Source organism: Halarcobacter anaerophilus (assembly GCF_006459125.1).
GTDB lineage: Bacteria > Campylobacterota > Campylobacteria > Campylobacterales > Arcobacteraceae > Halarcobacter > Halarcobacter anaerophilus.
The window spans coordinates 725,022-740,430 of sequence record NZ_CP041070.1 but is presented as its reverse complement, the minus strand read 5'-3'; the positions used below and the strand labels follow the sequence as shown (position 1 = coordinate 740,430).

The 15,409-nt window shown below is 29.3% G+C and carries 13 protein-coding genes; 6 read left to right on the top strand and 7 right to left on the bottom strand.

The window, feature by feature from the left end; translation table 11 throughout:
• Positions 1–4: 4 nt before the first annotated feature.
• Entirely contained in the window at positions 5–2,446 is a 2,442-nt protein-coding gene (locus tag AANAER_RS03650) for a heavy metal translocating P-type ATPase (RefSeq protein ID WP_129082938.1), read from the bottom strand.
• Positions 2,447–2,562: 116 nt separating this feature from the next.
• Between AANAER_RS03650 and AANAER_RS03645 the strand changes: the two genes are divergently transcribed.
• Together AANAER_RS03645 and AANAER_RS03640 are read left to right on the top strand one after the other, a co-directional pair.
• A complete protein-coding gene (locus tag AANAER_RS03645; RefSeq protein ID WP_129082937.1) occupies positions 2,563–4,182 on the top strand; it encodes an EAL domain-containing response regulator in 1,620 nt (539 codons plus the stop codon).
• Positions 4,183–4,233: 51 nt separating this feature from the next.
• Positions 4,234–6,867: an HD domain-containing phosphohydrolase gene (locus AANAER_RS03640; protein ID WP_129082936.1), complete on the top strand. Its 2,634-nt coding sequence runs from the start codon at positions 4,234–4,236 to the stop codon at positions 6,865–6,867.
• A gap of 3 nt (positions 6,868–6,870) precedes the next feature.
• On the opposite strand, the gene gmk is transcribed toward AANAER_RS03640, so the two are convergent.
• The 6 genes from gmk to AANAER_RS03610 all read right to left on the bottom strand — a co-directional run bounded on the left by gmk (position 6,871) and on the right by AANAER_RS03610 (position 12,092).
• Positions 6,871–7,485, bottom strand: coding sequence for a guanylate kinase (gene gmk / locus AANAER_RS03635; protein WP_164969371.1), 615 nt, complete (start codon positions 7,483–7,485; stop codon positions 6,871–6,873).
• The gene (locus AANAER_RS03630) at positions 7,485–8,264 is read right to left on the bottom strand and encodes a hypothetical protein (RefSeq protein ID WP_129082934.1); all 780 of its coding nucleotides are present in this window, start codon (positions 8,262–8,264) and stop codon (positions 7,485–7,487) included. The genes gmk and AANAER_RS03630 overlap by 1 nt, the downstream gene beginning before the upstream one ends.
• Positions 8,264–8,953, bottom strand: a complete 690-nt coding sequence (locus AANAER_RS03625; protein ID WP_044415934.1) for an ABC transporter ATP-binding protein — start codon at positions 8,951–8,953, stop codon at positions 8,264–8,266. Before AANAER_RS03625 ends, AANAER_RS03630 begins: the two co-directional genes overlap by 1 nt.
• A gap of 28 nt (positions 8,954–8,981) precedes the next feature.
• Complete coding sequence (gene tsf, locus AANAER_RS03620; RefSeq protein WP_129082933.1) at positions 8,982–10,031, bottom strand: translation elongation factor Ts; 1,050 nt, start codon at positions 10,029–10,031, stop codon at positions 8,982–8,984.
• A 1-nt stretch (position 10,032) separates the two neighbouring features.
• Complete coding sequence (gene rpsB, locus AANAER_RS03615; RefSeq protein ID WP_044415938.1) at positions 10,033–10,836, bottom strand: 30S ribosomal protein S2; 804 nt, start codon at positions 10,834–10,836, stop codon at positions 10,033–10,035.
• 278 nt (positions 10,837–11,114) lie between these two features.
• A complete protein-coding gene (locus AANAER_RS03610; protein WP_129082932.1) occupies positions 11,115–12,092 on the bottom strand; it encodes an NAD(P)-binding domain-containing protein in 978 nt (325 codons plus the stop codon).
• A gap of 231 nt (positions 12,093–12,323) precedes the next feature.
• On the opposite strand from AANAER_RS03610, the gene AANAER_RS03605 reads away from it, so the two are divergent.
• The 4 genes from AANAER_RS03605 (at position 12,324) to AANAER_RS03590 (ending at position 15,404) form a co-directional block, all read left to right on the top strand.
• Positions 12,324–13,274 carry an AAA family ATPase gene (locus tag AANAER_RS03605; protein ID WP_129082931.1) on the top strand — a complete coding sequence of 317 codons (951 nt, stop codon included), beginning with the start codon at positions 12,324–12,326 and terminating at the stop codon, positions 13,272–13,274.
• A gap of 3 nt (positions 13,275–13,277) precedes the next feature.
• Entirely contained in the window at positions 13,278–14,111 is an 834-nt protein-coding gene (locus tag AANAER_RS03600) for a DUF58 domain-containing protein (RefSeq protein WP_179951808.1), read from the top strand.
• Positions 14,111–14,497 (top strand): hypothetical protein, encoded by a 387-nt coding sequence (locus AANAER_RS03595; RefSeq protein WP_129082930.1) that lies wholly within the window; start codon positions 14,111–14,113, stop codon positions 14,495–14,497. Before AANAER_RS03600 ends, AANAER_RS03595 begins: the two co-directional genes overlap by 1 nt.
• A gap of 103 nt (positions 14,498–14,600) precedes the next feature.
• Positions 14,601–15,404 (top strand): vWA domain-containing protein, encoded by an 804-nt coding sequence (locus tag AANAER_RS03590; RefSeq protein ID WP_218937436.1) that lies wholly within the window; start codon positions 14,601–14,603, stop codon positions 15,402–15,404.
• Positions 15,405–15,409: the final 5 nt, after the last annotated feature.

The following is a 15,409-nucleotide window of genomic DNA, read 5'->3' as shown; positions in this document are numbered from 1 at the left end:
TTTCCTAACTTTTTAATTTAATTCTCATAGAGTTTGCTACAACCAGTAAAGAGCTTAAACTCATCGATAGAGCCGCTACTAACGGTATTACAAGTCCTGCCATTGCAAGAGGAATCGTAATTGAATTGTAAATCAAAGATAATAGCAGGTTTTGTTTTATAAACTTATATGTTCTTCTTGATAAAACAAAAGCATATTTTAAACTGCTTAAAGAGCTGTTTAATAAAACAATATCGGAAACGGAAATAGTAACATCGGCGGAATTTCCCATTGCAATAGCTACATCAGAATTAGCCAAAGCAACGGAATCATTTATTCCGTCACCTGCCATTACTACGATTTTTCCCTCTTTTTTAAGTTTTTTAATATAGTCTGCTTTACCTATAGGATCAATATGAGAAACCACTTTTTTTATTCCTACTTTTGAAGCAACTTTTGAAGCTATACTCTCATTGTCTCCTGTTAGCATTACAACTTCTAAGCCGTTTTTTTGCACGCTATTGATTAAATCTTTTGCTTCTTCTCTAATCTCATCGGCAAGCTCGAAAGTTGCTATTACTCTTCTGTTTATTGCAAAAATATAAACCGAATTTCCACTATCAAAATTATAATTGATTTGATTTTCTCTTAACAAATCAACATTTCCTCCTAACAAATGAAAAGTTTTTCCTTCTATATTTTTATATTTTGCCACTACTCCTTTTGCCTGAACGGTTTTTACGTCAAATATATCTTTTAGCTCTAAATTATCATATTTTTTTTGCAGATATTTTTTTACCGATTTAGAAATGGGGTGTGTTGAAGAGTCAAGTAAAGAGTACATTAGATTTAATTTATGTATATTTTTATCTAAAATTCTTGCTTTTTTAACTTTTAACTCTCCTTTTGTGATTGTTCCTGTTTTATCTAAAACCAAAGTGTCTGCTTTTGCCATTGTTTCTATAAATTTTGCTTCTTTAAAAAGCAAACCTTTTTTTGCAAGCTCCGAAATTCCTATAAGACTTGCAATAGGCGTAGCAAGAGCCAAAGCACAAGGGCAGGCAATAACAATAACCGAAATTGCTACTATAAATGATTTTTCAAAATGACTTACATTTTCATAATCAAAGCCAAAATCAATTCCAAAGAAATACCAAACGATAAAAGTTAAAAAAGAGAGAGTTAAAATAGTTAAACTAAACCCTTTTGATATCTCATTTGCTTTATACTCAATCTCAGGTTTTGAGCTTAAAGAGTCTTCAAGTAGCGTTACAATTGAGTTTAGAGTAGACTCTTTATAAGTTTTCGTAACTTCATATCTAATAAGAGAATCGTTATTTATAGTTCCGCTGTAAAGTTTGTCTCCTACTTTTTTAAATATAGGAAGAGACTCTCCTGTTAAACTTGATTCATCAAAAGTTCCCTCTCCGCTTATGATTTTTCCGTCAACACAAACTTTTTCACCGCTTCTTATTTCTACTATATCTCCTACTTCTATACTATTTAAAGCAATAGCTTTTTTAACACCCTCTTTTACAACAGTAGCTTCCAAAGGAATAGAACTTTTAATCTTATCTAAAGTATCAACGGCACTTTTTTTACCTATCACTTCTAAATATTTTCCTACTAAAACAAAGGTTATAATCATCGTAACCGAATCAAAATAACTCTCTCCTTTTCCACCGAAAAGAATATACAAGGAGTAGATATACATCAGTGTAGCTCCGGAGCTAACCAGAAAATCCATATTTAAAATACGATTTTTAAGACCGTAAAAAGCCCCTCTAAAGAATATCCAACCCGAATAAAAAAGTACCGGAGTACAGAAAATAAACTCTCCTATATGAATATATTCTCTTATTTGTTCATCGATTCCCGTAAAAAATCCCGTATATTTTGCAACACCCAGCATCATAATATTAACACTGGCAAAAACGGCAACCATCATTCTTATAAAATAGGATCTTTTTGCTTTTACAACTTGTTCATCGGCAACAGAAGCATCATAAGCATAAGCATTGTAACCGATACTTCTAATTTTGAGAATTATTTGAGATAGTTTGATTTTATCATTATCCCAAACTATTTTTGCCTTGTTATTTGTAAAATTAATATCTGCACTAATAATTCCTTCTGTTTCAAAAAGAACTTTTTCATTTAACCAAACACAAGCTGCACAATGAATCCCTTCTATAATCAAATCAATTTGATTATAACCGTCTTGGGTTGTTTTTATAAAAGTATCTTCAAAACTTTTTGTATCAAATCTTTGGATATCATCGTCTACTTCAATAGGAGGCGCTATTGTTTTATTTCCCAGTTTTTCATAAAAAGAGTCTAATCCGTCATCTTTTAGTATATGATAAACTCCCTGACAGCCTTTGCAACAGAAGTTTAAATCTCCTTCTTTAATCATCACACTCTCATCAAACTCTAAATGACAGTGGTTACACTTAACTTTAGCCACTAAATAATCCTAAAATAATAAATTAATAATAAAAAACTAAATGAAACTTGAAATAGTTAACATTTATATAATAGATATTATAATATTATATCCTAATTAGTTTGGAGTAAGTCTTAATGATATCAAATGTATCTATATTAAAAAATATAACCATATTATACGCAGAAGATGAAGAAGCTTTAAAAGAGATTACCTTAAATATCTTAAAAGGCTTTACAAAAAAGCAATTAGTGGCTAAAAACGGAGCCGAGGGTTTAGAGCTTTTTAAACAAAATGAATCAGAAATTGATTTAATAATAACAGATGTAAATATGCCTGTAATGAACGGGCTTGAAATGATAAGAGAGATAAAAAAGATAAACCCTAATATACCTATTATTGTTGCAACCGCTTTTTCAAATACCGAATATCTGCTTGAAGCAATAGATATAGGTGTCGATAAATATGTTTTAAAACCTATAGATATGAAAAAACTTTTGCAGCTTATGAGTCAATCTCTTTTATACCATGAATTAAAAGATTTATATATTGATAATCTAACCCATCTGCCAAATAGAAATAGATTGAAAAAAGATTTGGAAGACTCAAATAAAGATCTTATGGCAATGATTAATATTGATAAATTTTCTACTATTAACGATCTTTTCGGTGAGCATAACGGAGATAGAGTTTTACTTAAGTTTTCAGATACTCTACAAAAATATTTCAACAAAGATAAATTTTCTATATACAGAGTAGAAGCAGATAAGTTTTTGGTAATATCAAAAGAGTATGAACTTGATATTCAAGAATTTTACGACCTGTGTAAAAAATTTGAAGATTTTATAGAAGAGGATCCTGTTTGTATCGATGAACATGAGATTGACCTTAATATTACTATAGGTATTGCAAAAAGTGAAGACGGAAATGCTTATAAATATGCACAAAGAGTTATCTCTTATGCAAGAAAAAAATTTGAGCCTATTTTGATTTATAATGATTCTTTTAATATTCAAGAATCGTTTGAAGAGAATATTAAGTGGATTAAAAAGATTAAAAACGGTGTTAAAAACGACAATTTTAAAGCCTATTTTCAACCCATAGTCGATACTAAAACAAAAGAGATTTATAAATACGAAGCCCTTGTCAGATATATAGATGAAGACGGAACCGTCGTTTCTCCTTTTACTTTTTTAGATATTGCAAAAAAAGCCAAGCTTTATCCGAATATCATAAAAATAATGATAAATGAAGCTTTTCATCTAATAAAAACCAAAAACAAAAGAGTTGCCGTAAATATTTCATTTGAAGATATTGCAAGTGCAACTACTATGGAATATGTATATAAAGTTATTGAAGAAAATAGTGAGTATGCAAGCAGTCTTGAATTTGAGATTTTAGAATCAGAAGAGATTTCCGATTTCTCTGAAGTTTTTAAATTTATCAAAAATATGAATAAATACGGATGTAATGTTGGAGTAGACGACTTTGGAGCAGGATATTCAAACTTTAATATGCTTGTAAATCTTGATATAAACTATGTAAAAATCGACGGTTCTTTGATAAGAGGAATAAATGAGTCGAAAAATCAGCAAATTATCGTAAAAACTATTGATGAATTTGCCAAAAAATTCGGATTTAAAACTGTTGCCGAATTCGTATCTGAAGAAGAGATTTATAATGAAGTTAAAGAGATTGGAGTAGATTATTCCCAAGGTTACTACTTTGATGCTCCTTTAAGTTATGATGAAATTTAATTAAAAAGGCATAATAAAAATAAAATTGATAATATTTTATAAAGGTACAAAGTGTATATTAAATTTTTACTGCTGATAATATTTCAATTTTATCTTTTTGCCCAAACTCCTCAAACCGTTAAAATCGGAGTTTTAGCAAAACGAGGAGATGAAGTAGCTTTAAACAAATGGCAAGAGACTGCAAAATATTTAGAATCTCAAATAAAAGATTATAACTTTGAAATTCTTCCTCTAAGTTTTGAAAAAATCGATTTGGCAATTAGAAAAAACGAGATAAATTTTCTAATAACAAATCCCGTTTTTTACATACAGCTTGAACATAAATATAATATCAGCAGAATTGCGACTTTGCTAAATAAATATGATGATAAAAATTTTGTTTCATATTACGGCGGAGTTATTTTTACCAAAAGCAGTTCAAATATAAATACAATCAAAGATTTAAAAAATAGAAGTTTTGCAGCTGTTGATTCAAACTCTTTCGGGGGATGGATTATGGCTAATAAACTTCTTCATGATATGGGGATTAATCCTTTAAAGTTTTTTTCCAAAATTGAATATTTAGGAACTCACGATAGAGTAGTTAAAGCCGTTTTAAACGGAGAAATAACGGCAGGAACGGTTAGAAGCGATACTTTAGAGAGAATGGCAAAAGAGAAAAAAATAAATCTAAATGATTTTTTTATTATTCATAAAATTGAAAGTTCTAATTTTCCTTTTTCCATCAGTACCTCTTTATATCCCGAGTGGCCCATTTCAAAACTACCTCAAACTTCAAACAAACTGGCAAAAGAGGTTGCTTTGAAATTAATGTATATGCCTTCAACCTCAAAAGCGGCAATAAGTGCAGGTATAGGAGGCTGGACTATTCCTGCAAATTACTCTTTGGTAAATAAAACATTGCAAACTTTAAAAATCGAGCCTTATAAACACACCTTTAAAGAGTATATATATGAATTTATTAAAGAGTATCTCTTTTTTATCAGTTTTATAGTTATTACATTTATTTTTGTTATCTTTTTAATAATATATGTATTAAAACTAAATATATCTTTAAAAAGTTCAAAAGAAAAACTGGCAAATATAAATGAGGATTTAGAAAAAAAAGTGCAGGAAAGAACCTCAAATATGGAAAATTTCCTTGAAAAAGAGAGATATCTTAGAGTTATTATGTCTACGATATCGGATATAAACAGATATTTAATTACATATAAAAAACTTAATGAACTTTTAGTAAAGAGTTGCCAACGATTGATAAAAATTGAAGAGTACTCTATGAGTTTTATTCTTTTAGAAGAGGATTTTTATAAAGATAAATGGTTTTGCTCATCAAAAAAAGAGTATGCAAAGCTGGAAGATTTTATAAAAAATGAATTTATTTCAAAGCAAGGTTTGGCTTCAAATTTTCAAGAAAAAAAAGATAATGAAATTATTAATGATATTCAAACTTATGATTTAGATGAAAAGTTTAGAAAACTCTGCTTAGATTCAAATATATACTCTTGCGCTTTTTTTGCATTAAAACCTGATGTAGACAAGCCTTATTATAATGGAATATTGGGAATTCTTAACAAAAATAAAAACGGTTTTGAGTTAGAAGAAATTAGAATGTTAGAGGAGTTAAGCGGTGATTTGGGTTTTGCAATTAAAGCAAATATTGACTCTATAGAACATGAAAGACTTAAAAACGAACAAATTCAAAACTATGAAGAGACTATAATCTCTTTTGTAAAAATGATAGAACAAAGAGATACTTATACGGCAGGACATACAACAAGAGTTGCAAAATATTCAGAATTGATTGCAAAAAAAATGAACTTAAAAAATGAAGAGATTCATAAACTGACAAAAGCCGCAATTCTCCATGATATAGGAAAAATATCAACACCTGATGCCGTACTTCTAAAACCGGGAACACTTAATGATTTAGAGTATAAGATGATAAAAGAGCATGTAACAGTAGGTTATGAGATGCTAAAAGAGATTAAAATCTATGAAGATTTGGCACAAATTATGTTATATCATCATGAAAGATATGACGGAAGCGGATATCCTAAAGGTTTAAAAGGCGAAGAGATTCCGCTTTTAAGTTCTATTATGAGCGTAGCAGATGCTTTTGATGCAATGACAAGCACAAGAATTTATAAAAAGAGTAAAAGTGTTTCTCAAGCTTTAGAAGAGTTAAAAAAATTAAAAGGAACCCAATTTAATCCCAAAATTGTTGATATAGCAGTCGAAGTTTTAAAAGATATAGAAGTTCCCTCAACAATAAATCAAAGCCCTAAAAATGAAATAGAGAGGGAGAGATTAGCATATTTTTATAAAGATTATACAACAGATTTTTATAATGAGACTTATTTAAAATTAATGTTAAATCAAAAAGAGTTTATTGAAGAGTTTAAATTTGCCTATGAAATTCAGCTAATAAACACTTTACAGCTAGAACTTAAAAGCAGTATCAAAACTGTTGAAAATCTTTTTAAAGATGTGGCTCTTAAGATAAAAGACAAAGCAGATGTAAACTTTTTTATAAAACCAAACAGTTTTTATCTCTTTTGTAAAGATAATAAAGAGATTATTTTTAAAGATTTTATTAAAACTCTTACTTATGAAAGAATTGAATTTAAGTTAAATATACTGGATATTAATAAGTTAAAAAAGGATCAAGAAAAAATTAAAAACTAGATTTTACTCTATCCAGTTTTTAATACTCTCCTCTTTGTCAAAAAGTTTTGCTTTTATTCTGGCGATTCTAGCTATACAAACTAACTCTTTTGAAGCTTTTTTCAAATCATCGTTTATTATAAAGTAGTCATAATTTCGAAAAGATTTTATCTCAGTTTTTGCATTTATTAATCTTTTTTCAATAACCTCTTTTGAGTCGGTATCTCTATTTTTTAATCTCTTTTCCAAATCCTTTAGAGAAGGAGTCGTTATAAATACGGAAGTTACAATATCATCAAGTTTTTTTCGAACAATATTATGGCCTTGCACATCAATATCAAAAATAACTAATTTACCTTGTGAAACGGCAGCTTTAATTGGTTTTAAAGAAGTTCCGTAGTAGTTTCCGTGAACTTCTGCCCATTCAAGAAACTCACCGTTTTCTATATCCTCTTCAAACTCTTTTCTTGATGCAAAATAGTAATCAACTCCGTTTTTCTCCCCTACTCTTGGTTCTCTTGTAGTTGTAGAAATAGAAAAATGATAATCACCTATTTTATCATATACAGTTTTTAAAAGTGTAGACTTTCCACAACCGCTAGGTCCTGAAAGAATTAAAATAGCACCTTTTTTTTCCATTATTTATTAACCCTTAAAGATAAAGTAACGTCAACATCTTCCCCGTTTGAAAGTCTATCTATTACACTTTGATCGAATTTTTGTAAAAAAGGTTTTAACTCATTTATACTGTAATTGTTTAATATCAGTTTTGAAGGTCCCTCTTTTTTGTCTTTTAAATCAAATTCATACTCTTTTACTTCGTTTAAAGCGTCATCAATAATTGTATTTATATCTTTCCAATCATTTTCATCTACGCCTGTTGAAACTTTATCATGTATCTCATCATCATGCAAGATATCGCTTATTTTAGTAAGTTCGTTATTATCTAATACACCGCCTTTATTTAAAGAAGCTACCGTAACAATACTTTCATCATTATCTTCTTCTATATCCATTGCCACATCTTCAGCCAAAGACTCTACATAGTTTGAGATTATTTCCTCCTCATTAAAATCTTCTGTTGCTCTTTTTTTTTGACTTTTTTCATCATCTTTTATAAATTCTATTTGCTCTTTTAAAAGATTTTCTAATACATTGGGAAGAAAGGGTCTATTTACTATAAAATCCCTAGATTTGTCAAAAGGAAGTTCTTCACTTACTATTGCCGCCAATTTTTTTGTGTAAGTTTTTAAAGTATTAAACTCTTCATTTACAAACTCTTCATCAATAACGATAATATCAACATTTTTATCAAAATCTAAACTATCTTGTACAGTAAGATTTATATTCATTTTTGCACATACAAGAGTAAATATTTTCTCTATAATTGCTGTTTTGCTTACTAATATCAAATCCATTATTTCAACTCTTCTAACTGTAAGTTTTCTAGTTTATAGACTTTGTCACACTGCATTGCCAAATCATCTTCATGAGTAACAAGAATCATTCCTGCATCATTGTCTTTTACATATTTATGAAGTGTTTGCATCACAACTTGGGCGGTCTGTTTATCCAAATTACCTGTAGGTTCATCTGCAAATATAATTTTAGGTTTTTTTGTAAGAACTCTTGCTATAGACAATCTTTGCTGCTGTCCACCGCTTAATTCTCCTACACCTTGTTTTAGTACGAAATCGATATTTAATCTTTTTAATAGATCTTTGTCGATCTCATTTCCACTTAATAAAGTGGCAATTTCTAAATTATCATTTGCAGAAAAACCTCTAAAGAGATAATGTGCTTGAAATATTATACCAAAATCTTTTCGTCTAATATTTAAAAGTTCTCTTTTTTTTAGTTTATAAATTTCTTTGTTGTTATAAAATATTTCACCGTATTTCGGTTTTAATAAAGAAGAAAAAATATTTAAAAGTGTAGATTTACCGCTACCGCTTATACCGATAATGGCAATTGATTCTTTCTGTTTTAAATCAAGATTTATATTTTCAAAAAGTTTATAATCAAATTCATGTGTGAGATTTTTTGCTTCAAGCAAGATTTTTGCGTCAGCAGTAATGGGTTCATTATTTATAACTGTTTCACCCATTACTCAGACTTCATATATTTATTAAGTTTTATTTACCCATTTGAGCCGCAACTTCAGCAGCGAAATCTTCTTCTTTTTTCTCGATTCCTTCACCAAGTTCGAATCTAACATACTCAATAATATCGATTGATGAATCAACTGCTTTGATTGCTTCTTCAACAGTCATTGAATCATCCATTACGTATGTTTGAGATAAAAGTGCATTTGCTTTATCTAATTGAGTGTTATCCTCAATCCATCTTCCAATTTTACCTTTAACAATATTGTCGATAATTTTTTCAGGTTTCCCTTGAGCAATTAACTCTTCTTTCATCTCTTTTTCAGCAGTTGCAATAGCTTCTTGTGTTAATTGTTGTTTAGAAACAAATTGAGGAATATGTTTAAGAGGTTTTCCAAGTCTAACTAACTCTTCGTTCTCTTTTTCAATATCTGCAATAATTGCTTTGTTTTCTGATTTAATAAACTCTGCATCTAAATCTTTATATGAAATAACAGTTGGTTTCATTGAAGCTGCATGCATCGCAACTTTTTTCAATAAATCAACAGTTTTTTCTTTTGCAGAATCTGCACAAGTTGCTGCTAGAATAACACCTACTTTACCCATATGAACATAACCGTTTACAACTCCGTTGTCAGTTGAAACAGTTACCATTTTTCTAGCAACGATGTTTTCGCCGATTGTTGCAATTTTTCCGTTTAAATACTCTTCAAAGTTTGTACCGTTAATAGTTGTTTTTAATAATTCAGAAGATTCAGTACAACCTTCAGCTTGAACATGAGCAGTAATCTCTTTTGTTAAATTGATAAATTGATCATTTTTTGCAACAAAGTCTGTTTGAGAGTTAACTTCTGTCATAGTTGCTTTTGTATGTTCGTCATTTACTAAAATAGTAATTAAACCTTCAGCTGCAACATTTCCAGATTTTTTAGCAGCTTTTGCAAGTCCTGCTTCTCTTAAATATTTTATTGCTTCATCGATGTTTCCATCACACTCATTAAGTGCTTTTTTACAATCAAGCATTCCTGCACCAGATTTTTCTCTTAACTCTTTAATTAGTTTTGGAGTTGCTCCTGCCATATTATGCTTCCTCTGTTTTTTCTTCAGTCTCTACTACAGCTTCAGCTTCACCCTCAGCTACTGCTTCAGCAACAACTTCTTTTGTTTCTTCTTCAGATACAGGAATTTCTTCACCGCTCTCTTCAGCTAATGCAGCTCTACCTTCATTCATAGCTTCAGCCATTTCATTACAAAATAGTTGAATTGATCTGATTGCATCATCATTTCCTGGAATCGGGAAATCTACAACATCAGGGTCACAGTTTGTATCTAATGGAGCTACAACTTTGATTCCTAATCTTCTAGCTTCTGCAATTGCAATTTTTTCTTTTACTGCATCTAAAACAAACATCATATCAGGAAGTTTGTTCATCTCTTTAATACCACCAAGATAAAGTTCTAATTTTTCTTCTTTTCTTGTAAGCATTAAAGCTTCTTTTTTAGTTAAAAGGTCCATTTGACCTTCTTCTCTCATTTTTTTAATTACTTCTAATTTTCTAATTGATTTTTTGATTGTTCCGTAGTTAGTTAACATTCCACCTAACCATCTGTGGTTAACATAAGGCATTCCACATTTAATTGCTGCATCTTTTACAGCTTGGCTAGCTTGTTTTTTTGTACCGACGAAAATCATTGTTTGACCTTCAGCTGCCGCATCTCTAACTACATTATATGTATATCTGAAATATCTTAACGTTTTTTGTAAATCGATAATATAGATATTTTTTCTAACACCGAAAATGAATTTTTTCATTTTTGGATTCCATCTTCTTGTTTGGTGTCCGAAGTGTACACCACACTCTAATAGGTCTTTCATTGTAACCATAGTTTTTCCTTGTTTTTTAATATTTATGTCTTCTTTTTTCACGCAAAAATAAATTTTGCTAAAAAGAAATCTGGGTTTAGCCTCTGTGCCCCTTAATGGCAAGTACAATTAACTTGTCACAACCCATACCAGGATTGACACATGAGAGGTATCTATTTTTTAAATAGAGTCGTGATTTTATCTAAGTTAAGTTTAATTTTTCTTGAAGTGGTCTATTCAAATAGATTTTACTGAAAGTTTTTTTAATTGAAGAGGGAAATCCTCTTCAAAATATTGTTTTATGCACTTTTTGCTTCCAAAGCAAACTCTTGCGACATACAATCCATAATAATATTGTAACCGTGATTTAAAGCAAGTGCAATAGAACCTCCGATTGAACCGCAAATATCTCCTGCTAGATAAACTCCTTGGGTATTTAAATTTTTATGATTTATATAAGGTTTACTTTTTTCATCAAATTCTACACAACAACTCTTTAGAAACTCTTTTGGAGTTACTCCGCCTAAAGCATAAATAATTCTGTCATATCTACCTATTTCACCGTTTGTATAAAAGACTTTAAACTTTCCCTTTTCATCTTCAACTTTTTTTATATCAATTCCAAGTTTCAGGTCAATCTCTTTATCTTCCACGCAATTCATAAGATTTTTTATATTTTTAGGGTTTGCTTTTGTTATCTTCTCCCTTCTATAATTAAATGTAACCTTATTATCTTGATGAATAAAGTAGGCATATTCACAGGCACTGTCTCCTCCGCCTACTACTAAGACATCTTCATTTCCTTTGCAATCACTTATTGTATGATTGGCTCTGTTTTTTAATGTTACTGGTATTTTATAATCAGGCTTATTGGGTTTTCCCATTTTCCCTATTGCAATTACAACTCTTTTTGCGAAATAACTCTCACCTGTTGTAGTTATAATTTTAAACCTGTTTTTAAGCCTGCTTATTTGTGATATTTCAGTTTTGAATTTTGCATCAATAACTCTTTTTTCCAAAGATTCTTCAAAAAGATCAAGGGTACTCTCTTTTGTGCCGTCTTTGAAATCTATATGACCTTTCAACTCTACTTCAATACCTTTCCAGTCTTTATCGACAGGTTTGTTATCATTAAAATATTTTCTTATTGTTTGTGAATGATTCTCTCCTTTTTCAAACATTAAGATATTTTTTACTCCGAAGATGACTGCTTCGCATGACGTTGCAATTCCAGCCGGACCTGCACCAATTATTGCTATATCATAAACACTTTTCATATCAATCTCCTTTATAAAATTTTTCCTTTCTATTTTAATTATACTTATTGAGATAAGTTCATGTAAGATTTTTTGTTTAAATTTTAAGCAGATTTTTTTGAGTATAAAACTGTTTTTAACTCTATAAAATAAGATTATTTTTAAGCATTTTTTAAGTGTGCTCTTTTAAGCTGTTGAAACCTTTATTTTGATAAAATATCCAGCTAAAATAAATTGCAGAAGAAGAGCTAAATGGCAAATAATAAAATCACACAAATAAAAGAAGAGATTTCAAAAATCGTTATTGGTCAAGAAGATATGGTAAATTCTATATTAATAGGACTATTAACCAATGGACATATACTTTTAGAAGGTGTTCCCGGACTTGCCAAAACAACAACGGTAAAAACAATTGCAGACGTAGTTGATTTAAAATTTAAAAGAGTCCAGTTTACCCCGGATTTACTTCCAAGCGACATAATAGGTGCCCAAATATATGATATGAAAAGCGGCGATTTTAGAATAAAAAAAGGTCCCGTTTTTACAAATCTTTTATTAGCCGATGAGATTAACAGAGCTCCGGCAAAAGTTCAATCGGCACTTTTAGAAGTGATGCAAGAAAGACAAGTAACTATTGCAGATGATACTTTTATTATAGAGCCTCCTTTTTTAGTTTTGGCAACCCAAAATCCAATAGAACAAGAAGGAGCATACACTCTGCCTGAAGCCCAGCTTGACAGATTTATGTTCAAAATCGTAGTAGGTTACAATACAAAAGAACAAGAGTACGAAATAGCAAAAAAAGTAACTTCAAATGAAAATATCGAACTTCATAAAATTATAAATAAAGAGGAGCTAGATGCTCTAAAAACAGAAGTTAGAAATATACATATAGATAAAGAGTTAGAAGAGTATATTGTTGATATAATTTGTGCAACAAGAGAACCTGAAAATTTCGGGATTGAAGAGATTAAAGATTATATTCAATTCGGTGCAAGTCCAAGGGCAACAATAGATATGTTTAAAGCTGTAAAAGCTATGGCTTTTATTAGAGGAAATAATTTTGTATCACCTATTGATATTGCGTTAGTTGCAAAAAGCGTATTAAGACACAGAATAATCTTGACTTATGAAGCTGAAGCAATGGAGATAAAAGTCGATGATTTAATCCAAAAAATATTAGAAAAGATTGATATACCTTAGTTTATGAAACAAAATCTAAAAAAAATCATAATAAAAACCAGACGAAATATTTTTTCAGAAATAATAGGGAACAACTCTTCTCTTTTAAAAGGTGAAGGGTATGATTTTTTGGAATTAAAAGAGTATGAATATGGAGAAGATGTAAAAAAAATCGATTGGTTAATAAGTGCAAAATTTAAAAAACCTTTCGTAAAAGTTTTCCATGCACAAAAAGAGTTAAATATAAATATTGTTCCTATTTTAAACGGTTCGGTTTATTTTGGCTCAAAAAGATTTAAACAAGAGTTAATAACTGAAATTTGTGCAATTTTGGGATACTCTTGTATAAAACAAGGCGATCCTTTTTCCTCTTTTATAGGAAATGAAACCCTTGAATTATGTACAAAAAAATCAAAAAGAAATTTTGCAGTTACAAAAATGAGTGAAAAAATTTTTGATTATAATGCTATAGGAAAAGAGGTTGATTTCAAAAAACTCAGTGATGAACTTTTTAAAAAAATTAGAAAAAAATCAATTATTTTTCTAATCGGAGATTTTTTTGATGCAAAAAATATTGATTTCAAACTTCTTGGCAAAAAACATGAAATAGTTACGATAATAGTAAGAGATAAATTTGAAGAAGATCCTTTTGAACTTGGAAACGTAAATTTAATCGATCCTTCTACAAATAAAGTTTTTGACGGGAATATAAACAAATCTATAATAAAAGAGTATAAAAAAAGAGTTAAAGAAAACGATCATAAACTTTATGAGCATTTTCAAAAATGCGGTATAAAATTTACAAAGATTTATACAAGTGAAGAGCCCTTGCCCAAACTTTTAAGGTTGATGAAATAATGAATGAACTTAAAATTCACGATATAAAAGAGTTAGTCGATATTCCTGATTTTTCTTTGTATATTTATATGCTGCTTTGGATACTTGGATGTTTAGTCTTTTTTATTTTAGTTTTTATAATAATCAAACTTTTTTTAAACAGAAAAAAGAATAAAAGAAAAGAGTATTATAAAATCTTAAAAAGCGTAGATTTGGATAATTCAAAACAAGCAGCTTATAAGATTACAAAATATGCAAGGCTTTTAAGTCAAAGCGACAGAGAGAAAAAACTTTGCCACGAATTGATTGAAGAGCTGGAAACTTACAAATACAAAAAAGAGGTTGAAGCTTTAAGCAGTGATTTTAAAATTATTTTCGGAAGATTTATGGATAGCGTAGATGTTTGATTATTTTTTAAGTATCAGATTTGAACACCCTTACTTTTTTCTTATTATATTAGTATTTATATTTTGCGCATTTTTTTGTAAAGTAAAAATTCCTACTTATCTTATGCCTCATTTAAATATATTTGAACAAAGCAGACATAAATCTCTTATAATAACTACAATTTTAAAATATATAGTCATTATAGGTTCTATTACAGCTTTAGCTTCTCCATATAAACAGTTAAATACTCAGCTTGTAAAAAATGACGGTATTGACATAGTTTTAAGTTTGGATACAAGCGGCTCAATGAAAGAGAAAGGCTTAAATCAAGAAAACAGAAACGAAAGCAGATTCAAAGTAGTAAAAGATATAGTAAAAGATTTTATTCCCAAAAGAGTAAATGACAATATAGCAATCGTAGTATTCGGATCTTCTGTTATGATGGCAACTCCTCTTAGTTTTGACAAACAAGCACAAAATGAGATTGTAGATTATTTAGAAGTAGGAATAGTAGGAGATAAAACCGCAATGATCGATTCTCTTGCATCTTCTGTAAATATTTTAAAAAACGCAAAAGCAAAATCTAAAATCGTAATACTTCTAAGTGACGGAGAAGACAATGCCAGTAAAATTCCTTTTGATGTAGTTCTAAAACTTCTAAAAAAATATGCCGTAAAAGTTTATACGATAGGAATAGGAAACTCCAATAAAATAATACTAAATGAAATAGCAAAACAGACAAACGGAAAATCTTATATTGCATATTCAAAAGAGGATTTAAACGATATTTATAATCAAATTGACAAATTAGAAAAGAGTAAAATCGAGAGTAATAAAATTACTTTTAAAGAGTATTTATTTTTCTATCCACTCTTTTTTGCTATCATAGCACTGATTTTGTATATATATTTAAAAAACAGGGAGTAATAAAA